At 36.6% G+C, this 20,115-nt stretch carries 25 protein-coding genes; 10 read left to right on the top strand and 15 right to left on the bottom strand.

Translation table 11 applies throughout. From position 1 onward, the window contains the following. Positions 1–53: 53 nt before the first annotated feature. The 8 genes from BAU17_RS03060 to BAU17_RS03095 form a co-directional block, all read right to left on the bottom strand. The gene (locus BAU17_RS03060; RefSeq protein ID WP_161901351.1) at positions 54–563 is read right to left on the bottom strand and encodes a QueT transporter family protein; all 510 of its coding nucleotides are present in this window, start codon (positions 561–563) and stop codon (positions 54–56) included. A gap of 123 nt (positions 564–686) precedes the next feature. Next, on the bottom strand, positions 687–1,427 hold the full coding sequence (locus tag BAU17_RS03065; protein WP_161901352.1) for a 3-oxoacyl-ACP reductase: 741 nt from the start codon (positions 1,425–1,427) through the stop codon (positions 687–689). Then, a complete protein-coding gene (locus tag BAU17_RS03070) occupies positions 1,424–1,648 on the bottom strand; it encodes a DUF2829 domain-containing protein (RefSeq protein WP_161901353.1) in 225 nt (74 codons plus the stop codon). Before BAU17_RS03070 ends, BAU17_RS03065 begins: the two co-directional genes overlap by 4 nt. Positions 1,649–1,722: 74 nt before the next feature. Beyond that, complete coding sequence (locus BAU17_RS03075; RefSeq protein ID WP_161901354.1) at positions 1,723–2,028, bottom strand: hypothetical protein; 306 nt, start codon at positions 2,026–2,028, stop codon at positions 1,723–1,725. A 66-nt stretch (positions 2,029–2,094) separates the two neighbouring features. Continuing rightward, positions 2,095–2,961, bottom strand: a complete 867-nt coding sequence (dapF, locus tag BAU17_RS03080) for a diaminopimelate epimerase (RefSeq protein ID WP_161901355.1) — start codon at positions 2,959–2,961, stop codon at positions 2,095–2,097. Positions 2,962–3,002: 41 nt separating this feature from the next. After that, positions 3,003–3,320: a MazG nucleotide pyrophosphohydrolase domain-containing protein gene (locus BAU17_RS03085; protein WP_161901373.1), complete on the bottom strand. Its 318-nt coding sequence runs from the start codon at positions 3,318–3,320 to the stop codon at positions 3,003–3,005. A 19-nt stretch (positions 3,321–3,339) separates the two neighbouring features. Further along, entirely contained in the window at positions 3,340–4,194 is an 855-nt protein-coding gene (locus BAU17_RS03090) for a glycosyltransferase family 8 protein (RefSeq protein WP_202622270.1), read from the bottom strand. A gap of 77 nt (positions 4,195–4,271) precedes the next feature. Then, on the bottom strand, positions 4,272–4,796 hold the full coding sequence (locus tag BAU17_RS03095; protein WP_161901357.1) for an RDD family protein: 525 nt from the start codon (positions 4,794–4,796) through the stop codon (positions 4,272–4,274). Positions 4,797–4,930: 134 nt separating this feature from the next. On the opposite strand from BAU17_RS03095, the gene BAU17_RS03100 reads away from it, so the two are divergent. From BAU17_RS03100 to BAU17_RS03120, 5 genes are all read left to right on the top strand, one after another. Beyond that, positions 4,931–5,629 carry a TIGR00266 family protein gene (locus tag BAU17_RS03100; RefSeq protein WP_161901358.1) on the top strand — a complete coding sequence of 233 codons (699 nt, stop codon included), beginning with the start codon at positions 4,931–4,933 and terminating at the stop codon, positions 5,627–5,629. Between the two features lie 117 nt (positions 5,630–5,746). Next, positions 5,747–6,508 (top strand): tyrosine-protein phosphatase, encoded by a 762-nt coding sequence (locus tag BAU17_RS03105; RefSeq protein ID WP_161901359.1) that lies wholly within the window; start codon positions 5,747–5,749, stop codon positions 6,506–6,508. Positions 6,509–6,717: 209 nt separating this feature from the next. After that, on the top strand, positions 6,718–7,539 hold the full coding sequence (locus tag BAU17_RS03110) for a MetQ/NlpA family ABC transporter substrate-binding protein (protein WP_161901360.1): 822 nt from the start codon (positions 6,718–6,720) through the stop codon (positions 7,537–7,539). 11 nt (positions 7,540–7,550) lie between these two features. Continuing rightward, complete coding sequence (locus BAU17_RS03115) at positions 7,551–8,690, top strand: amidohydrolase (RefSeq protein WP_161901361.1); 1,140 nt, start codon at positions 7,551–7,553, stop codon at positions 8,688–8,690. A 93-nt stretch (positions 8,691–8,783) separates the two neighbouring features. Beyond that, complete coding sequence (locus BAU17_RS03120; protein ID WP_161901362.1) at positions 8,784–8,966, top strand: hypothetical protein; 183 nt, start codon at positions 8,784–8,786, stop codon at positions 8,964–8,966. A 38-nt stretch (positions 8,967–9,004) separates the two neighbouring features. Here BAU17_RS03120 and thrC read toward each other — a convergent pair whose 3' ends face one another. Both thrC and BAU17_RS03130 read right to left on the bottom strand, forming a co-directional pair. Continuing rightward, on the bottom strand, positions 9,005–10,486 hold the full coding sequence (thrC, locus tag BAU17_RS03125) for a threonine synthase (RefSeq protein ID WP_161901363.1): 1,482 nt from the start codon (positions 10,484–10,486) through the stop codon (positions 9,005–9,007). 141 nt (positions 10,487–10,627) lie between these two features. Further along, positions 10,628–11,128 (bottom strand): AAA family ATPase, encoded by a 501-nt coding sequence (locus BAU17_RS03130; protein WP_161901364.1) that lies wholly within the window; start codon positions 11,126–11,128, stop codon positions 10,628–10,630. Between the two features lie 111 nt (positions 11,129–11,239). Here BAU17_RS03130 and queG point away from each other — a divergent pair, with 111 nt between their 5' ends. Beyond that, entirely contained in the window at positions 11,240–12,421 is a 1,182-nt protein-coding gene (queG, locus tag BAU17_RS03135; RefSeq protein WP_161901365.1) for a tRNA epoxyqueuosine(34) reductase QueG, read from the top strand. Beyond that, positions 12,418–12,750 carry a hypothetical protein gene (locus BAU17_RS03140; RefSeq protein ID WP_161901366.1) on the top strand — a complete coding sequence of 111 codons (333 nt, stop codon included), beginning with the start codon at positions 12,418–12,420 and terminating at the stop codon, positions 12,748–12,750. The genes queG and BAU17_RS03140 overlap by 4 nt, the downstream gene beginning before the upstream one ends. Before the next feature lie 57 nt (positions 12,751–12,807). On the opposite strand, the gene BAU17_RS03145 is transcribed toward BAU17_RS03140, so the two are convergent. Continuing rightward, on the bottom strand, positions 12,808–14,151 hold the full coding sequence (locus BAU17_RS03145) for a CapA family protein (protein WP_161901367.1): 1,344 nt from the start codon (positions 14,149–14,151) through the stop codon (positions 12,808–12,810). Between the two features lie 29 nt (positions 14,152–14,180). After that, the gene (locus BAU17_RS14095; protein ID WP_202622271.1) at positions 14,181–14,576 is read right to left on the bottom strand and encodes a CPBP family intramembrane glutamic endopeptidase; all 396 of its coding nucleotides are present in this window, start codon (positions 14,574–14,576) and stop codon (positions 14,181–14,183) included. Between the two features lie 448 nt (positions 14,577–15,024). Here BAU17_RS14095 and BAU17_RS03155 point away from each other — a divergent pair, with 448 nt between their 5' ends. Next, on the top strand, positions 15,025–15,213 hold the full coding sequence (locus BAU17_RS03155; protein ID WP_161901368.1) for a hypothetical protein: 189 nt from the start codon (positions 15,025–15,027) through the stop codon (positions 15,211–15,213). A gap of 57 nt (positions 15,214–15,270) precedes the next feature. Here the strand turns inward: BAU17_RS03155 and BAU17_RS03160 are convergent, their stop codons facing one another. Genes BAU17_RS03160 through BAU17_RS03170 form a run of 3 tightly spaced genes read right to left on the bottom strand, consistent with a single transcriptional unit; the run spans position 15,271 to position 17,663 of the window. After that, positions 15,271–15,936, bottom strand: a complete 666-nt coding sequence (locus tag BAU17_RS03160) for a DUF2238 domain-containing protein (RefSeq protein ID WP_161901369.1) — start codon at positions 15,934–15,936, stop codon at positions 15,271–15,273. After that, positions 15,926–16,423, bottom strand: coding sequence for a nucleoside 2-deoxyribosyltransferase (locus BAU17_RS03165; RefSeq protein ID WP_161901370.1), 498 nt, complete (start codon positions 16,421–16,423; stop codon positions 15,926–15,928). Before BAU17_RS03165 ends, BAU17_RS03160 begins: the two co-directional genes overlap by 11 nt. Before the next feature lie 28 nt (positions 16,424–16,451). Next, on the bottom strand, positions 16,452–17,663 hold the full coding sequence (locus BAU17_RS03170; RefSeq protein WP_161901374.1) for a GNAT family N-acetyltransferase: 1,212 nt from the start codon (positions 17,661–17,663) through the stop codon (positions 16,452–16,454). 147 nt (positions 17,664–17,810) lie between these two features. Between BAU17_RS03170 and lepA the strand changes: the two genes are divergently transcribed. Both lepA and BAU17_RS03180 read left to right on the top strand, forming a co-directional pair. Then, a complete protein-coding gene (gene lepA / locus BAU17_RS03175) occupies positions 17,811–19,640 on the top strand; it encodes a translation elongation factor 4 (protein WP_161901371.1) in 1,830 nt (609 codons plus the stop codon). A gap of 109 nt (positions 19,641–19,749) precedes the next feature. Next, the coding region (locus BAU17_RS03180; protein ID WP_161901372.1) for a hypothetical protein at positions 19,750–20,115 on the top strand (366 nt) is incomplete at its 3' end.

The raw sequence follows: 20,115 nt of genomic DNA on the forward strand, positions 1-20,115 counted from the left end.
ATATTATTATAAATTAAAAAACGCGTATCTTCAATCCTAGATACGCGTTTAAATTATTTTGTTAAATCAATTTTTTTGCCTACAGCATATATAATAATTCCACCGACTGTCATTGAAAGCAACTCACCTATTCCGATAATTAACCAATTATAGAAGAATGGCAAATCGTACAAGATAGTTAATTGACCTGCGACGGTAAACATCGACAGAGCAAAAACGATGGCAGTAACAACCATTTTGTATTTCATATTTTTAATGCGTTTCGTTACGTATTGGTTGACGACCAACACTAAAAACGTGCAGATACTCCCTACAACAACATCCAACAAACCATTCGGCGACCAAAAGTTAGCGATGACGACACCTAATGTCACTGCCCAAATATAGCGCTTATTGTATAACGCCAAATAATTGAACATCTCCGATAACCGAATTTGTACGGCACCAAAACTAATAACGGACAATGCGATTGTCACGACTACATATAAACTAGTTACTAGTGCCATTTTTGCTGTTTCTTGTGTTGTCCAGTGAGTGACTGAACGTGTTTCTTCATTATTCATATCTTTTCTCCTTTGCAAGGACAGGCCTTGGTAAATAACTGCGACCAAAGGATTGAAGTGTCACAGTGTGGAAATCCACTGTATCTATGATAACGAAAAAAAGTGCTGTTTGCAAAAGTTTTTTTATTTTAACAACCAACCACCATCAATCGGTAATATCGTCCCTTGCATGTAACATGATTGTTCACTCGCTAAGAATAAAGTGACTGCCGCGACTTCTTCTGGTTGTGCCCAACGCTTCATTGGTGTTTCGTCTGCTACCCATTTTGCCATAGACCCATCACCTGCAAAATCGGCTGCATTCATCGGTGTTTGAATTGCTCCTGGGGCAAGTCCATTAATGTGCAAGCCCTTATCTGCATAATCTAGAGCCAATTGTTTGGTAAATCCTGCCACTGCATGTTTTGCAGACGTATATGCGATTCCACCACCGCCACCGACAAAACTAGCAACAGATGCCATATTAATAATCGTCCCAAAACCGTTCTTGACCATTTGTGGAATAATTACTTTGGTAATCGCAAACATGCTCGTTAGATTTGTTGCCAATATTTTTTGCCATAACTCAATATCCGTTTCTTCAATTGTTTTGTACTCATCTAATATTCCCGCAGTATTTAACAGAATATCGATATCTCCAAATTGCTGTTGGCAGACATTGACGACTTCTTGACAAACCGCCACTTGACTAAGGTCACCGCTAAATGATTGAAAATTCGAATGCTGACTCAGCGCGCCAAAGTCTTCCTGAATGTCGACACCAAAAACAAAACTTCCAGCTTCTAAAAACGCCATCGCTTGTGCATAGCCAATGCCCGATGCTGCACCCGTCACCAACACAACTTTTCCTTGAAATTCACTCATGCTTCCACGACTTTCCAATCGTCCGCTAAAATATCACAAACGGTTGGTGCAAAACTTGAAAAACCTTCATCTGCTGTTTTAATCAAAAAATATGGTGTAACTGGGGAGCCGTCATATTCCTCTCCGGAAACAAGCGTTACATATAGCTCAAAACCGCCCCACCCTTCACGAATAATTTTTTCGCCTTGCTTTAACTTTGGTAAAATTTCTTCAAATGTCATGATTTATCCCTCCATTTTCTCTACTAGTTGTACCATAAAACACTTTGGAAAACCATCCTGGATTTTCATTCACATCAATGTAGATCGTCCATTTTCTCGTGATATAGGACTTCTTTTCCATTTTCCAATGCATAAGCAATTTCATTTCTCGTACTCGTTCCAATATAGCCATCAATATTCACTACATAAATACCATCGCTAATAGCAATTTTTTTCTTATGAATCTGATCCAGTTTAGCGAAATCCGTTTCTTGACACATTCCCTCGCTTGGATACACACATTGAATCACGGCATATCCCTTGTTTAACTCTAACTCTGTAGCTATTTGGATCATTTCTTTTGCATATCTCATGCTTCCACAAATTGTTAGAACTTTCATTGTTAGCTCTCCTTTTAACATAGAAACAAGAGCCCATTCTCCATGCACTCTTGTTTCTCATTTCAATTAATTATTCAAGTCTTCGAGTAATTCCTCACTTAAAACACCTTCAGCAATCTGTCGCGTTTCTCCTTGCATTTTCAAGTGATAGTCTGGAGAAATCTCAATTGCTAAATCGCCGCCTTGCATATGAATCGTCAGCTTATCATCGACTAACCCTTTTTTGAAGAGAACACTAGCGACTGCACAAGAAGAACTTCCTGAAGCAAGAGTGAAACCAGCCCCACGTTCCCAAATCAAGATTTCAACTTCATCTCTGGCTAATACTTTTGCAAATTGTACATTGATACGGTTAGGGAACATTGGATGATTTTCAATCATTGGTCCGTATTTTTTAATCTCTGCTATATCTAAGGTATCTTTTAACACCACACAATGTGGATTCCCCATCGATACGCAATTGACTTCAATTTCTTGCCCATCGATTAACAATTGTTGGCTAATCGCTTCATTATCTGTAAATTTAGTTGGGATTTTTGCTGATTCGAATAGCGCTTGCCCCATCTCTACTGTTATTAATCGAGCTTTTCCATTGACTGTCTCAACAATTTCAGCTGTCACTAGACCGCCAGCAGTTTCGACTGAAAATGTCTTCTCAGAGGTAAAATGATAATCGTAAATATATTTACAAAAGATTCGTAAGCCATTGCCACTTTTTTCTGCTTCAGAACCATCAGGATTGAAAATACGCAAACCAAAGTCAGCTTTATCAGATGGAACTTTTAATAAAATCCCATCCGAACCGATACCGAAATTAATATTACAAATGTGTTGAATCGCTTTTTCTGTCAAATCAAAGGTCAACGTGTCTTGATTTAAGACAATATATTCATTTCCTAATGCATGTGTTTTAACAAAATGATTGTTTTCCATAATTTTTCAACCTCTGTCAGTTATTTTTTAGTAAACAAGCGCTATTCTTTAAAACGCCCCTCTAACTTCATCTGATGGTGCGTTAAAATGTCTTCAAGTGAAATATCATATTTATCAGCAAGAACAAGAATATTATCCAACACATCACCCAGTTCTTCCATCAAGTTTTCTTTGTAAACATGTTCTGGCTGTGTCGCTTCATCAGGTCGATCACGTCCAATTTCTAAACTGCGAACAGCTCGGGATACTTCCCCTACTTCTTCTGTCAAAAATCCAATACGGATAAATGGATTATATTGATACCAGTTTCGTTTTTTGTAAAAGTCGATGACCCATGATTTGTAGTCTTGAATGTCCATCATTATTGCTCCTTTTCCATTATTCACCAATTTCTTTTTGTGTGTCTTTCATTCGCTTCATTAATTGTTCGTAATGGACATAAAGAACCGAAAATTTATCTAAGTTTTTTTGCTTCCACGGTTTTGGTTTTCCACAAAAATGTAAAATTACTGTATTCTCTAATACCCACCGTGCATCGTAGGTACCTTTACTTTTCGTAAAGTAAGTCAACGATTGACGTGTGTCATAATTCCAAATCTCTTCAGGAATTTCTTTTATATTTTCACCATACAAATAATTCAATACGTCTTGGTCAGGTAAAATTAATTGTTTTTCGAATTTTTCAATGACCTCATAAATAGCTTCTAATTGGATTTTTTCTCTTGCTAGGTCTGTATCAATCAACATAATGCCAGAGTTAAAATAAACATTGCTTGTGCCTAGACGGATATTGTTAATGGTGTGCGAAATGTTTGTCAAGCCCGCATGAGTAGCTGCTGCCATCATATTTCCTTCTAAGTCTAAGGACCATAAATCTTCAATCGAATTAATAATCAACGTATCTGGATCTAAATAAATCACTCTTTTAACAGTCTCTGGTAAAAACTGTCCACACAATAAGCGGAAATACATTTCTTTTGGATAGTCATGGATAGATACGGTCTCCTTTATTAGCAAATTATCTACTTTTCGAACCAACAGTTCTGACCCGAAACTAGCAACAAATAATGATAGTACTTCGATTTTTTCCGCTGGAATTCGTTCGTGTAGTAACCAGATGTTAAATTGACGATTAGGATTGTTCACATGTAGTGATGTCAACATCACTTCTAAAGGGGGTAAATAATTTTCATCTAGGGTCACTAGAATATCAATCTTTTCTTTCAAATTCATGCCTCCTAAAAAAATTATGGCTTCATTCCAAGAATATTATATCGTTTGTTTTCTTTACCGCAAAGTATTTTTCTAATCTAGTTATTATTCTTTAGTTTTTCTACAATTGTATGTGCTACTAAGTCATGGATGCCTCGATGATCTTTTCGGATGACTACCACAACAAACCAGCTAATCGGTAGAATATAAGTTAGTACAAACATTCCTAGCCAAAAAGGATCCAGCTCCCAGTTTAAGGCAAACCCTCTAAAAATTAGCATATGTGCATACTGCCAAGGCAAGTATTTGATTATATTTCTTACTAGAATTTGTCTAAAGCGGATAGGTTGATTATTAGTTGAGTTAACAACAAGTTTCATCCAACTTTTCCCAATCGTTGCATGTTGGTTACTTGTTTCAGTCACTAATGAATAGATAAAAACTGGTCCAAACATTGTTAAGGATAATAAATTCATCCGCCATTCGTTAAATGTTGGAATACTCCCTAAAAAGTAGTACAGCGACATCATAATAATAAATAGGAATCCTGCCCAAAGTAAAATGAATAAATAATCAATCCCCAATACCAAAAGACGTCTTTTTAAGTTCCCTACATTTTCCATCTCCATCCTCTCCTTTTTAGAAACTCTCTTTTAATTTTATCATAGGAAATATGCTTTCGAGAAACAATCTCACTAATAGCAAGCTTTTTACAGTATAATAAATACGAAAAGAAATTATTAAGGAGGTTTTTAGGATGAATTTTGAATTAACTGGTGGAACAGCCTATCCAATGGCTGTCATTCACATGAACAACGGCGAAGTTGTTAATCTAGAGCGAGGTGCCATGGCTTACTCAAGAAACGTGGATATTAAAGGCAAGATGAATAATAACGGGAAATCCGGTTTAGGTGGTTTGATGTCTGCCATTGGTCGTTCAATTACTTCTGGCGAATCGATGTTTATCACCGAAGCAACAGCTAATGCCAATCATGCGGAATTAGGTGTAGCACCAAGCAGTATTGGTAAAATAATGAAACTGGAAGTTGGTTATGAGCAATATCGCTTGAACACTGGCACATACTTAGCTTCCGACCCATCGGTTCACTACAATATGGTTCGTCAAGATATCGGTAAAGCATTCTTCGGAGGAACCGGTGGTCTCTTTGTTATGGAGACTTCTGGTACAGGAGATATTCTGATTGCTAGTTTTGGTGATATTGTAGAATTGACTGTCGAACCTGGACAACCGTTAACTGTTGACAACGAGCATGTCCTAGCATGGTCGGATAATTTGAACTATAAAATTCGCATCGCTTCAGGGATGTTTGGTTTTACATCAGGCGAAGGAATCGTCAATGAGTTTAACGGCTCTGGTAAAGTTCTAATTCAAACACGCAACGTCAGAAATCTAGCCGATGATATTCAACGCTTCATCCCCTCTAAAAGTAGTTAAATAGCATTAGAAAAGAATGTATGATTAATATATCTGCATTCTTTTTTTATTTACTATAAAATATTCCATCTTTTTTATGATAAAATAGTAATATCGTAAAAAAATGGAGGTTTTTCAATGGAAACTATTACAAATTTTAGAGATTTAGGTGGATTAACTACACGTGATGGCAAACGAATTTCCGATAAAAAATTATTGCGGTCTGGCGAGTTATCACGTGTTTCTATCGAAGAGCAACAAGTATTACTTAATGAGTTTCATTTAGAAAAAATTGTCGACTTACGTTCGTTAGATGAGGTAACCGAACGTCCCGATAAAGTTTTTGAAAAAACAGATTACGTTCATATTGATATCTTTAAAGATATCACAGATGAAGGTGCTAGTTTGGATGATTTTATCAAAATTGGTTCTGCTGAGCGCTCAAGAGAATATATGCACACGATTTATCAGACAATGACTGTCAATCCATCTGCACAAGCTGGCTTTACCCAAATGATTGAAACAGCATTAAGTATCCCTAAACAAAACAGTTTCCTCTTCCACTGCTTTGCTGGAAAAGATCGTACAGGTATCTCAGCTGCACTCTTATTAGAAATATTGAACGTACCAAAAGAGACCATTTATCAAGATTACTTAGCGACAAATAAATTTCGTGTAAAAGAAAATCAAGAAGTGATTCAATTAGCCATAGATAATGGCGCAAATCAAGGCGTTGTTGAAGCCCTGGAAGTCGCTTTAAATGTTGAAGCTCCATTTTTAGATACATTTTATCAAACCGTAGACAAAGAATTTGGTGGTATTGAACTCTATCTAAAAGATAGTCTACGTATTTCACCAAGCATGCAAGAAGATTTACGAAGACTTATTTTAGTTGATTGATTTATTATATGTCTCTCGTTATTTTCTCATCAAAAGAGCCCCTTTTAAAATCCTGTCATTGATTTGACGGGATTTTTTATATGATAGCGCCTTTCTATCATAAGATACTTGGCTTTTTTCTGTCATTGCGTACTTCCAAACTGTTTGCTAAGATTCAAATCAAACAAATAGCTATTGGTTGATACATATGAATTCGAGGAGGATGGAAAATGAAAAAGTTATTTACAATTGGTACAATTGGATTGGTTAGCACATTACTATTAACTGGTTGTGGAAGTGGGGATGAAACAGAAAATAAGGAGATCCGTGTTGGGACCTCTCCAGGCCCGTATAGCGAACTATTTTTAGATGGTATCAAACCTATTTTAGAAGAAGATGGTTATACCGTAAAAGAAACACCCTTTGATGCTTTGCTTCAAGCAGACGTTGCATTAAATGACGGAGATATTGACGTCAATGTGGATCAGCATACTGCTTATTTAGAAAACTTCAATGAAAATTCAGATGCAAATTTAGTTGGCTTAGTTTCTATTCCAACTGTTCCTGCTGGAATTTTTGGCGGTCGAAAAGATAATTTAGACGCCGTTGAAGAAGGCGATGTAGTAGCGATTCCTGACGATGCTTCCAATGCAGCTCGTGCCTTACTACTGCTGGAAAAAGCAGGTTGGATTACCTTAGATGAAAATGTCGACCCGATTGAAGCAACTTCTAGTAATATTGCTGAGAATCCTTTGAATTTAGACATTGTCGAAATGAATTCTGCACAAATCCCTCGTAGTCTAGAAGATATTGATTACGGTGTAATTCCTGGAAGTATCGTCTACAGTGCTGATATTCCTGCAGAAGATAGCTTACTGAGCGAAGACATCTTGAAAGAATATGAATTAGTCGTAACCGTTGATGAAGAAAATGCGGACACCGATTGGGCAAAAGCGATTGTCGATGCATACAAATCCGATGAATTTGCGGAATTTTTAAAAGGTGAAAACGAAAATAACTACTGGTTTATTCCAGCAGACTTACAACAATAAGGGGTGTTTGAATGTTTCAAGACAAAGCATTTTTCCAAAAACTAAAAGAAACTAGACAGCATCTTCATCAGCATCCCGAGTTGTCCAATCAAGAATGGCAAACAACTGCCTTTATTAAACAATTTTTACAAGAACGTCAGATTAAAATTCTAGACACTGATTTAAAAACAGGCGTCATTGCTGAAATTGGTTTATCAGATGAAAAAATCATTGGTTTACGTGCAGACATTGATGCGTTGCCGATTGATGAATTAACCGAGCTTCCTTATGCTTCCCTCCATTCGGGTGTGATGCATGCGTGTGGACATGATTTTCATACAGCTTCTTTATTAGGTACGGCCGCTGTACTGAAACAACATGAAGTGAATTTACCAGGGAAAGTTCGTTTGATTTTCCAACCTGCAGAAGAAGTCTTTCAAGGAGCAAAGCAAGTGATTCAAGCGACCGACATAAGACAGTTGGATGCACTTGTTGGCTTTCATAATGCACCCGATTTACCATTAGGTACAATTGGTGCACGCTTAGACCGTCAAATGGCGAGTGTCGACCGCTTCGATATTACCATTCACGGTGTTGGCAGTCATGCGGCGCATCCCGATCAAGGCAACGATCCGATTGTCACGGGGGCTCAGATTATTTCCAACTTACAAGCAATTATCACACGTCACGTATCTGCTAGCGAACAAGCTGTCTTATCCATTACACATGTCGAAGCTGGACAAACATGGAATGTCTTGCCGGCTGATTTTCGTTTCGAAGGAACGATTCGCACATTTAACGAAACTGTCCGCCAGACAATTATCAAGCAATTGAAGCAAATTGTGTATGGACTTGCGACAAGCTATGGACAAACCGTTACAATTGATTGGGTCACTGGACCAGGACCCGTGACAAATGATGCAAACCTATACGCTAAATTGACCACGGCTATCTCAGAAATAAGCGAGTTTGTGACATTAGAAAGTAATTTAGGTGGCGAAGATTTTGCTTTCTATCAAGAATATGTACCAACCTTTTTTGCCTCTATTGGAACAGGCAAAAAAATCCCTCTACACCATCCAGCTTTCTTAGTTGATGATGACGCACTCATTTATAGTGTGAATTATTACTTGAAAGCTGTCGAAACTTTATTGGAAACACTCCCCTTTTAATGAGAAAAAGCCAATGTCCTTCAAAAGATATTGGCTTTTTCTCGCTTTTTTGGTTAAAATAAATACGATTAAATTACAAAGAAGGTTAATACATTGTCTGTAAAACGTTTTGTGCAACTATTTGTTTGTTACTTGGTATCAATTGTTATTGCGGTAACGCTAACTGATTTCTTCTCTGTATCCAACCGTTGGCTCTTCATACTCTTAGTTAGTGTAATTGGATATATCGTTTTAACGATTCCACTTACAATCATGACTATGATGAAGAAAAAATAAAAGAACTGATGCTCGTTGTTGGGCATCAGTTCTTTTCATTATTTAATAGCTAAAATTTCTGTGACGCAAGGTTTCATTTCGTTTACAGCAACCACACGATTATGACGGACAGGTGCATCCAACAATTCAGTCACTGCTTGTGGAATGACCACGTTTGATAGACGATATAATTCATCAACCAAATCGAAATCATCTTTTGTTGCTTCTTTTTGTGTTAGTGCTTCAACGACCACTCGTGGGAATTTATACGGACTTGCTGTTGAAACGACTAAAGACGGAGTGTTTGCTTCTTTATGTTTCGCTAAGACACTTGCTGCGACCGCTGTATGTGGGTCTAAGACATATTGAGCTTCTTGATAGATTTCCTCAATCGTTGCTTTGGTCTCTTCTTCTGTAGCAAAATCACCGATAAAATCGGTTAAACGAGCTTTCATTTCTGGCGTAATTTCATATTTTCCTTCAGAAGTTAATTGATTCATTAATTCATTCGTTTGTGCGACATCATCGCCAGTTAAATGGAAAATTAGACGTTCCAAATTACTAGAAATCAAAATATCCATTGATGGTGAAGAAGTCACAAAGAATGGACGGTTGCGATCGTAAACACCTGTTTGGAAAAAGTCCGTTAAAACTTTATTCGGATTTGACGCACAAATTAATTGTTTAAACGGTACCCCCAATTGTTTGGCATAATAACCAGCTAAAATATTACCAAAATTACCTGTTGGGACAGATACATTGATTTCTTCTCCGTTTTTAATTTCCCCTTGCTTCACTAATTGGGCATAAGCATAGACATAGTAAACCACTTGTGGAATTAAACGACCGATATTGATTGAATTCGCAGAAGAAAACTGTTTGCCATTGTCTGCTAGTGCTTGTTTTAAGGCTGCATCATTGAACAACGATTTAACCATTGATTGCGCATCATCGAAGTTCCCATCAATAGCTACCACGTAGGTATTGTCCCCTTTTTGAGTGACCATTTGTTTCTCTTGAATTTTACTTACGCCATCTTTTGGATAAAAGACGATAATTTTGGTTCCAGGAACATCGGCAAAACCAGCCATCGCAGCTTTTCCTGTATCACCAGAAGTCGCTGTTAAGATGACAATTTCTGAATCCACGCCGTTTTTCTTAGCAGAAGTCGTCATTAAGTAAGGTAAAATTGATAACGCCATATCCTTAAACGCGATGGTCGATCCGTGGAATAATTCTAAATAATAGTCATTTCCTTTTTTTACGACAGGTGCAATCGCTGCATCATCAAATTTTGTATCATACGCTGAATCAATGCAATAACGCAATTCTTCTTCCGTAAAATCTGGATAAAAAGCACTCATAATTAGATAGGCTACTTCTTGGTAGCTTTTTTGTGCTAATTCATCAAAATTTAATTCAAGTTTTGGCAATTCAGTTGGAACGTATAACCCACCATCAGTCGCTAATCCTTGTAAAATCGCTTGTGAAGCTGGTACAACGTTGTCTGTATTCCGTGTGCTTTTGTATAATAAAGTCATACATGGCTCTCCTTTAATAAATATATTTTAACCATTTTATCATTTATTTTCTGAATAGACTACAATGAACTCTCTTTTTATGAAAGAAATTTGCGTTTTTTTCATCTAATTGTTTCAGACTTTCATTCTCTGCTTTGAATTTTATTTGAGAGATGTTTTGATTTGATTTACTGTTTCTTGAATCGTATTGTTTGATGTATCAATCTTGATAGAATCAACTTTCGTATATTTGATTATTCGATTAATTGATTCTACAATCATATTTTCATCACGTAAGCCTCTTGTAACATCTTTTTCAATATTCTTCCTTAACGTTTCTTCGTTTGCCATCAATGATATAGAAACAAATTCGACGTTCGCTAAGTTTAATTGCCTTAAAATCAAGTCAATCGTTTCTTGCTCATCCATTACCCAACAAAAAATAATATGTTTAAAATTTGAATTGTCTATATAAGATTGAAGTAAATATTGGATATTCCTTAACACCATTTGTTTATTTTCTTCATTAAATTGCCAAGGATGCATATACCAACACCAATCCCCATCTAGATAAATCGAGTTTTCTAAGGCTTGATTTAACTTATTAGCTACCGTACTTTTCCCAACACCCATAGTTCCACCGATAAAAATAAGCTTTTTCAACAGTATTTCCCCTTTCTGATTATAAATATGCTATTTATGTTTTATCTTTCAACGCGGTTTCTTAAAAATATGATATAGTAACAAGAGAAATTGATCGAACGGAGGATTTCTATGCCGACTTTAAAAGAAAAAATTATTGCTGAAAGCAAAAAATTAGGCATCGATAAAATTGGTTTTGCTACTGCAGAGCCCTTTGAGCATTTAAAAGAATCATTAATCGAACAACGAGAAGCAGGCCATACTTCTGGTTTTGAACACCAAAATATCGATGAACGGATTTATTTGGAAAAAACCTTTGAAAATCCGCAAAGTATTATTGCAATTGCTCTTGCTTATCCAACTAAAATTCATGAAGAAGTTCCTCGAGATGAAAAACGTGGACAATTTGCACGGGCTTCTTGGGGGATGGACTACCACCATATCTTACAAGATCGTTTGACACGACTGATTGATTTTATTAAATCTGAAGCTGCTTCTGAGCAAGAACAGGCTGAGTGGCGTTTCGCCCCTCAAGTCGATACGGGCGAATTAGTTGATGTTGCCGTAGCACAACGTGCGGGCTTAGGATTCATTGGCAAAAACGGACTCCTGATTACTAAAGAGTTCGGTTCGTTTGTTTATTTAGGTGAAATTGTAACGAATATTCAATTCGAACCAGATGAACCAGTACCCAATGGTTGTGGGGATTGTACGCGCTGTATCACTGGTTGTCCAACAGGGGCCTTATTAGGTGATGGTCGGATGAATGCTAAAAAATGTCTGTCCTATCAAACACAAACCAAAGGCATGATGCCCAAAGAATACCGTCGTAAAATCCGTAATACGATTTATGGTTGCGATATTTGCCAACGTGTTTGTCCGTATAATAAAGGCAAAGATTTTCATTTTCATGAAGAAATGGAGCCAAAAGTAGATGAAGTCTTTCCAAAACTCGTTCCTTTACTCACGATTCCCAATAAAGAATTCCGCAAACAATTTGGCCATTTAGCTGGTTCATGGCGTGGCAAGAAGCCTTTACAACGAAACGCCTTAATTGCTCTTGCCAATTTAGGTGGGCGTGAAGCACTTCCTGAAATCGAAGCTTGTTTAGGTGATCAGCGACCAGTGATTCGCGGAACAGCAGTTTGGGCAATCGGACAATTAACCAAACGTAATCCAGAACAATACATGAAGCAATTGCAAGAAATGCAAGAAATTGAAACGGATGAAGAAGTCTTAGTGGAACTAGAAGAAACTTTGGATTTATTAACCACTCAAATGTCAAAACAAGCAGCTAAGCGAGGGGCAAAATGAACGCAAGTCGTTTGAATAAATCGCTCGTTTTGACAATGATTGTTTTTTTAATAGGATCTGTATTCTTTGGTTTTATCTATCCACCTTTTGGTAATTTAGAGATGACAGATACCATCCCACTTTCTATATTATATATTTTTCAAGCAGGCTGGTTTATTGTATCTCTTGCAAGTTTTGCAGTACTTTTCATCACTCGAAAAAACTTAATCGCTACCGCAACTGAAATATTTCTCGGTATTTATACCTTGAACATTCTTTTATTTGGCGTTAATTTATTTGCTTGTCTTTTTTACATTAGTCTGCGTTTGGATGGCTTTCATCCGATGTAAATGAAGCAAACCAGCCGACCACCGTGAGCCTCGATTTGTTCACAGCGGTCGGCTAGTTTAGCGGTGTGTTTGTGCTTCTTTTGTACGTGCTGTTTCTAAATGAGTGACATAGTCAAACTCATCTGTATACGTAGTCATTCTTGCTTGAATGGTCTCCCACCACGTTTGTCCATCAGGTATCTGATATTTGGCATAATCTGCGTAAGGCACAACCTCAAACATCGTCTCATGCTCCATACCTGCGATATAAATAGGCATAAATTTAGGATTAGTAACAGCCACTTCGCCATCTTCTTGACGTTTAAAGGTCACTTCTGTAATACCACCTTGCTTATTATCGGCATTTACTTGGCCTGATAAAAAACTTGCTTGCGAGTAAATAGCAAACGTTTCTTTTCCGTTATACCATTCCATTGGTTGAAGAACATGCGGATGCCCACCTAAAATCAGTTTCACCCCTGCTTCACTTAGCATTTCAAAAACAAAGCGTTGGTTATCATCTGGTAACGTATCGTATTCTTGTCCTAATTGTAAGGTAACAACCACTGCATCGACTTGTTTATCTAATTCTTTTACTTCTGCAACCATTCTGTCAATATCAACTAAACTAATCGTGAACTCTTTCCCTGCCTCTACTGGAATACCATTCGTACCATAAGAATAGGTCAAAAAGCCAACTTTAATCCCATTTTGATCAATAATTCGCGGTGTTTGCTGATCTTCTTGACTTTGATAACTCCCTACATACATTAAATCAGCATCACAAATATGATCAATGGACTGCAGTGCTCCTTCACTATAATAATCAAGAGTATGATTCGTCCCATTACTCACAATATCGACACCAATCTTTTTGATATTTGTCAATAATGAACTTGGAGCGTTAAATTGGGGATAACCCGATATCGGTAATTCAGGATACGCCGTAATGACTTCTAAATTGGCAATCGTCGCATCTGCATATTCAGTAAAAGGCGCGATTTTAGCCAGCATTGGTGCAAAATCATATTGTTTTTCATTTGCTTTTTCTTTCGCTGGCTTATTCGAAATTTTACTGATGTCAATCCCATCTGCTTCAAGTTGCTTCACAGCATCACGATAAAATTCGCTCTCAACATCCGCCATTTCAGAGACTGTCTCATGTATTAGCACATCTCCCACCGAACGTAAGACAAACTCCCCTTCTTTATTTGGTGTGTCATCCGTGCTATCTTTTTCTTCTAAGCCTAGTAATGGCTCTGATAATGGTTCATCTACTGTTTCTACTTTTTTCTCATTTGTTGGCTCTTCTTTTGATGAAATGGTTTGCCCAACCTTCACTATTGTCAATAAACTAACAATTCCTAAAATAGTCACTAAGAGAAATATCGTTATCTTCTTCTTTTCCTCTATCTCCTTCATCTTTATCCTCCATCTTTTCTCAATATCGTTTAAAGAAATCCCGATGACAATAGAAAAATACTTAAGCCATGGGTCAATGTTGCTGAAATGATGCCATATTTTTCATATACTAGCGCACAAATAAATCCTTCCCAAAACGTAAATAATAAAATGATTAACCCTAAATCTGTTACCGTACTAGCTAAAAAAATATGACCGGCTGAAAAAAACAGACCTGACAATAAGATTCTTCGCCATCTACCAATCATTTGTTCCCTCAAGTAACTTTGTACATACCCTCTAAATAAAAGCTCTTCTAAAAAGTTTCCCAAAAGAGAAAAAATCAATAATGACGGTATGATTGAAAGCGGGACTTCTCCGCCTCTTTGGGCAATTGGCTTCGAAAAATAAAACACAACAAACGGTAAAATGACAATAATCGGCATAAATAAGCCGACAAAAATTGCTTTTATCTTTGAACTGTGTGTAAATCACATTAATCTATCTTTTAACTCAGAATCATACATATATAACGCTGCTGAACTAACAAGGGATACCACTCCCAGTGTGAACAAAATAAAAGAATCATCTATAAAACGTAACCATATAATAGACTTAGTTGTGCCAAAATGCCAAAAACCTAATGGCGTCATCGCATCTCGCATAAGAATAAAACTAAAAATCAGCAAGAACATCTTCAAAATAGTTTTTTTATTAGGAAATAAAATATACGTCAGACATAGTAATCCTATCCCAGGAAAAATTCGCCATAGATAATCTAACAAATGTGTGATACGCCTACACCTCCCTGTATAATGATTGTATCAAAAAAAACGTTTTCTTTTGTTAAATTCCCCCTATTTGTTATAATAAAAAGAAAAGGAGGCGACAAACATGACTATCCCTGATGACAAATTAGAAAAGTTAGCTGAAGAACGCAAGCAACAAAATCCTTTTGAAAAAATTGATGCCATTGAAGAGGAATTGAATTTAGATGATTCACCCGAAACAAAAGATGACAACGCGCTTGACGAAGATCCAATTGTCACTCTTGGTGTAACGGAACAATTAAAAGACCACTAGACATTTAATAGATATTAAAAAGGAAAGAGTTTTTTAAGACTCTTTCCTTTTTGAATATTATTTTAAAATCTTTATTAAAAACCCTTCAAAATAATCAGGATTTTTAAGTTGTTGTTTCCAAGAATAGACACCCATTAAAATTGCCCCTATCGTATTAATCAATAAATCGCCCATTGTGTCAGCTAAAGCTGCATGACCAACAAATTCAACACCATCAATCGTCATATAACGTTGCAAATTCATATTTCCGATAGCGTCCCATGACCATTCCCAAAATTCCCAGAAAACACCGCAGACACCTGCAAAGGCAAAACCAAACAGCAAAAAGACCCAAGAAGAAATATGACGAATCTCTGTGTCAATGCCTTCTAACAAAGTCCCTAAGATACCATAGCCGACAGCAGTTAAAATCATCGGACTTGTCAGATGTAAAATCTTATCCCAAAACGGAACAATATCCATCATATGCAGACAAGTTCCTAAAAAGACTGACATGAATAAAAACAACCAATAAAAGTATACTAATTGATGCGTGAAAACAATTTTAAAGTAACGTTTAAAAAACTCTGGTCCATAAATCAGCCCAATGCCTAATAAACACTCCACGATAGATACCAGAATCGCTAACGGACTTGCTTTGCTCCAAAAAAATTCACTGATGTTAAAAAGTAAAGTTGCGAAACCGAATATCAGTAATCCACGACGGATATTATTATATGTCATTTGCTGGCTCCTTATCGATAAATGCTGAGACACCTGTTAACAACTCTTCTTCTGAAGCGTAAATAGTGCCGTTTAATTTAATTAAACCTGTGGTATAAAGATTCAAATAATGGAATTGGTTTTCACCAATCGTTTGTAGCGCCTCGATTTTCTTTTGGTTATCGGCCCCTTGTTGACGTGTATCCGTATATAAACCTAAAGTAGGAATGTTTTTAGCATATGCTACCCCAATTTCAGAAGCAACACCAGCATCGATTGTAATTCCATCAAGCAAAGCAATCATTAATTGGCTTTCCAGAACCTTTTCGGTATCTGCTAAAGCAATCATTTGACTATCTGCATAAGCTGTTTTGTCATTAATTGCTTCATTTTCTTGTGGCAAGTAAATCGAAACTTCTGGATACTTTTCTCTTAATTGATTGACTAAATAAGCGTTGTATAACAAATCGCTTTTCGCAAACATAGGTGCTGCAAAATAAATATTCATGTGTTTTTCCTCCAAATATAAAAGTTTTTTAAAAGTCATCACTGAAATATGCTTCCATATCAGGGATAATTTTTTCTAAAGTACGCAAATTTTCTTCTGTCGTTTGAATGCGTTCAATTCTTGCTAAATAAGCAGCACGACGATAATTCATTAATAAACAAGTTAATGTTTGAATATCTAAATGAACCGCATCACCGATTCGTTCATCGGATACATGTAATTGATTCTCGTGCCATACCAAACTAAACACCCCTGTGTTCCATTCTGCCACAGGATCTTCTACAACGAAATGAAATGGTTTTTTAAACGGCTTAAAAGGAAAGTCTTCTAAAAATCTTTTCACATCTACAATGCGTGCCATAAAATAAGGTTCGATTGTCTCACGAATTTGGCTGTCTTCCAATAAAAATGCCAATGGTTCATTTTTATAAATATTCCCCTTTATCCAATAAACCATTGAAAAATGTGCTGATACAAAGTTCCATAAGCCATTACGTGCTTCTTGATTTAAATAAAACATTTCTTTGATATGAAAGACTTCTTCGGCAATCCAATAAAAAAGCACCCCTGTTGGTTGCCCATCTTTATCATAATAAATAGCAGCAGTCCGTTCGTCTTCATTCTCATAGCGCCAATATTCTTCCCAATTAAATTGCGTGCGTTGTAATGCACCATGATTCTCTTTTGCAAATTGGTTATAGACGCAGTAAACATCCTCATGATCCACATCTCGTCGTTCAACTTTACCTGGGACTTCAACTGTTTTAGGTAATTGGGTATCACGAATTTTAAAGGTCAATTTATCTGACATAATTTCCCATCCCTTACGACGGTAATAAGGAATACTATACGGATACAAATAAGATATCCATTGTTGGTTATCACGCATATTTTGCAAAGCGACACGAATCAATTCTTTCATCAAGCCATGCCCTGCATACTCAGGATAAGTCCCGACACCGGTGACACCACCCATTTTATATAATGTTCCATGAATATTCACTTCACAAGGATAAATGGCAATCTGTGATACCAACTGTTCGTCATTAAACCAACCAAACACCTTGGATAATTCTAAAATTGGTTTCTTTGATTTAATCATTTCTCGTTTATTTTCAAAGCCACTTTCTTCAATATCGGATTCAGTTACTTGGAAAACGTAACTCAATAATTCATTGAACTGAGCGACGTCTTTTTCTTCTACTGAACGAAGTGTCAAATTTTGAAAAGGTTTTTCCATTGTCATTTTCAATCCCATCTCTTATTTTCTAATAGTATAGCAAAAATAAATAAATTTTGTTTGTTTCAGCTATGACAAAACTCTTTAAATCTTAGTCTTTCGTTGGTATAATATAAAAGTTGACTAAAAGAAATGAGGAATATATCCATGCCTAACTTACAAGAATTAAAAAAGCGTCAAGAAAAGATTCGTAACTTTTCGATTATCGCTCATATCGACCACGGAAAGTCGACTTTAGCTGACCGTATTTTAGAGAAAACGAATACCGTCTCTTCTCGTGAGATGCAAGCTCAACTGCTTGACTCTATGGATTTAGAAAGAGAACGAGGCATTACCATTAAATTAAATGCCATTGAGTTGAACTATACTGCCAAAGATGGAGAAACGTATATCTTCCACTTAATTGACACTCCTGGACATGTCGATTTCACTTATGAAGTTTCTCGAAGTCTTGCTGCTTGTGAGGGTGCGGTTTTAGTCGTTGATGCTGCCCAAGGTATCGAAGCTCAAACCTTAGCTAACGTATATTTAGCATTAGACAATGATTTAGAAATTTTACCAGTCATTAATAAAATTGACTTACCTGCAGCCGATCCAGAACGTGTTCGCAAAGAAATTGAAGATGTCATTGGGATTGACGCTAGTGAAGCGGTTTTAGCAAGTGCGAAAGCTGGAATCGGGATTGAAGACATCTTGGAACAAGTCGTTGAATTCGTGCCCGAACCACAAGGAGACGTTGAAGCGCCACTTAAAGCATTGATTTTTGACTCTGTTTACGATGCTTATCGTGGTGTTGTATTAAATATTCGTATCATGGATGGTGTCTTACGTCCAGGGGATAAGATTCAATTAATGAGTAATGGCAAAACATTTGACGTGACAGAAGTTGGTGTTTTCTCACCAAAACCGATTCAGCGTGATTATTTAATGGTTGGTGATGTTGGTTATGTCACTGCAGCGATTAAAACCGTCCAAGATACGCGTGTCGGTGATACGATTACACTTGCAAATAATCCTGCATCAGAACCACTAGAAGGTTATCGCAAAATGAATCCGATGGTTTATTGTGGTCTCTACCCTATCGATACTTCTCGTTACAATGATTTACGTGAAGCCTTAGAGAAGTTACAATTAAACGATGCAGCCTTACAATTTGAACCTGAAACATCTCAAGCGTTAGGTTTTGGTTTCCGTTGTGGCTTCTTAGGTCTACTGCATATGGACGTTATTCAAGAACGTCTAGAACGTGAATTTAACTTAGAATTAATTACAACAGCCCCATCGGTAATTTATCATGTACAAAAAACAGACGGCACCACTGTCGTTGTGGATAACCCTGCTGAATTTCCAGATCCAGTAAGCATCAGTAGCGTGGAAGAACCTTACGTTAAAGCACAAATTATGGTTCCAAACGACTATGTCGGAGCTGTTATGGAGCTTTCTCAACGTAAACGTGGTGAATTCATTACGATGGACTATTTAGATGACTATCGAGTAAATGTCGTCTATGAAATTCCACTATCTGAAATTGTTTTTGACTTTTTTGATAAACTGAAATCAAGCACGAAAGGTTATGCATCATTAGATTATGAAATGGCGGGTTATCGTACAAGCAATCTAGTCAAAATGGATATCCTTCTAAACGGTGAAAAAGTTGATGCACTAAGCTTTATCGTTCACCGCAGCTTTGGTTTCGAACGAGGCAAAGCAATCGTCGAAAAACTAAAGAAACTGATTCCTCGCCAACAATTTGAAGTACCTGTTCAAGCTGCTATCGGACAAAAAATTGTGGCCCGCTCTGACATTAAAGCCTTACGTAAAAACGTATTAGCCAAATGTTACGGTGGTGATGTTTCTCGTAAACGTAAATTACTAGAGAAACAAAAAGAAGGGAAAAAACGTATGAAACAAATCGGTTCAGTCGAAGTGCCGCAGGACGCGTTCATGGCGGTTCTTAAGATGGACGATGATGAATAAGAATGTTAAAATTAATTAATTTTTAGTTTTTAGCTTTTTCCTTCCCTATGGCGATAATCCAACGATTCCGCCATAGGGATTTAAAATAAAAATGTAGGAGGAATTTTATATGAAAATCACTAGATTTAGTAAGTTGGGACGAAGAACTAAAAGAGATATCTATTTTTCTATTTTTATTTCAGTAGCATTAATTATAATCGGAGCATGGTACTTTCAGCCTGAAGACTTTCTATCTAAGATGGCAGAATTAGCTTTTTTTCCAATCTTTATAATTATTTTTACTTCGTACTGGACCTATAGAAGCAATACCCAAGTGACTAATGTATTTGTATCTGTTATAAATGACGAAGAATATGGAAAATTATTAACATGTTTACTCAATGTCCCTAAAATACATCTACAAAATAATTATGCAGAAGAGCTAGAAAATTTATATGACTTGTTACAAGGAAAAATACTTAGTTTTGAGCAATTT

It is taken from the genome of Candidatus Enterococcus willemsii, from assembly GCF_009933335.1.
GTDB classification, from domain to species: domain Bacteria; phylum Bacillota; class Bacilli; order Lactobacillales; family Enterococcaceae; genus Enterococcus_F; species Enterococcus_F willemsii.

Coding starts and splice junctions, on each gene's coding strand:
- BAU17_RS03060 (WP_161901351.1), bottom strand. CDS start 563: ATGAATAATGAAGAAACACGTTCAGTCACTCACTGGACAACACAAGAA.
- BAU17_RS03065 (WP_161901352.1), bottom strand. CDS start 1,427: ATGAGTGAATTTCAAGGAAAAGTTGTGTTGGTGACGGGTGCAGCATCG.
- BAU17_RS03070 (WP_161901353.1), bottom strand. CDS start 1,648: ATGACATTTGAAGAAATTTTACCAAAGTTAAAGCAAGGCGAAAAAATT.
- BAU17_RS03075 (WP_161901354.1), bottom strand. CDS start 2,028: ATGAAAGTTCTAACAATTTGTGGAAGCATGAGATATGCAAAAGAAATG.
- dapF (WP_161901355.1), bottom strand. CDS start 2,961: ATGGAAAACAATCATTTTGTTAAAACACATGCATTAGGAAATGAATAT.
- BAU17_RS03085 (WP_161901373.1), bottom strand. CDS start 3,320: ATGGACATTCAAGACTACAAATCATGGGTCATCGACTTTTACAAAAAA.
- BAU17_RS03090 (WP_202622270.1), bottom strand. CDS start 4,194: ATGAATTTGAAAGAAAAGATTGATATTCTAGTGACCCTAGATGAAAAT.
- BAU17_RS03095 (WP_161901357.1), bottom strand. CDS start 4,796: ATGGAAAATGTAGGGAACTTAAAAAGACGTCTTTTGGTATTGGGGATT.
- BAU17_RS03100 (WP_161901358.1), top strand. CDS start 4,931: ATGAATTTTGAATTAACTGGTGGAACAGCCTATCCAATGGCTGTCATT.
- BAU17_RS03105 (WP_161901359.1), top strand. CDS start 5,747: ATGGAAACTATTACAAATTTTAGAGATTTAGGTGGATTAACTACACGT.
- BAU17_RS03110 (WP_161901360.1), top strand. CDS start 6,718: ATGAAAAAGTTATTTACAATTGGTACAATTGGATTGGTTAGCACATTA.
- BAU17_RS03115 (WP_161901361.1), top strand. CDS start 7,551: ATGTTTCAAGACAAAGCATTTTTCCAAAAACTAAAAGAAACTAGACAG.
- thrC (WP_161901363.1), bottom strand. CDS start 10,486: ATGACTTTATTATACAAAAGCACACGGAATACAGACAACGTTGTACCA.
- queG (WP_161901365.1), top strand. CDS start 11,240: ATGCCGACTTTAAAAGAAAAAATTATTGCTGAAAGCAAAAAATTAGGC.
- BAU17_RS03140 (WP_161901366.1), top strand. CDS start 12,418: ATGAACGCAAGTCGTTTGAATAAATCGCTCGTTTTGACAATGATTGTT.
- BAU17_RS03145 (WP_161901367.1), bottom strand. CDS start 14,151: ATGAAGGAGATAGAGGAAAAGAAGAAGATAACGATATTTCTCTTAGTG.
- BAU17_RS14095 (WP_202622271.1), bottom strand. CDS start 14,576: ATGCCGATTATTGTCATTTTACCGTTTGTTGTGTTTTATTTTTCGAAG.
- BAU17_RS03155 (WP_161901368.1), top strand. CDS start 15,025: ATGACTATCCCTGATGACAAATTAGAAAAGTTAGCTGAAGAACGCAAG.
- BAU17_RS03160 (WP_161901369.1), bottom strand. CDS start 15,936: ATGACATATAATAATATCCGTCGTGGATTACTGATATTCGGTTTCGCA.
- BAU17_RS03165 (WP_161901370.1), bottom strand. CDS start 16,423: ATGAATATTTATTTTGCAGCACCTATGTTTGCGAAAAGCGATTTGTTA.
- BAU17_RS03170 (WP_161901374.1), bottom strand. CDS start 17,663: ATGGAAAAACCTTTTCAAAATTTGACACTTCGTTCAGTAGAAGAAAAA.
- lepA (WP_161901371.1), top strand. CDS start 17,811: ATGCCTAACTTACAAGAATTAAAAAAGCGTCAAGAAAAGATTCGTAAC.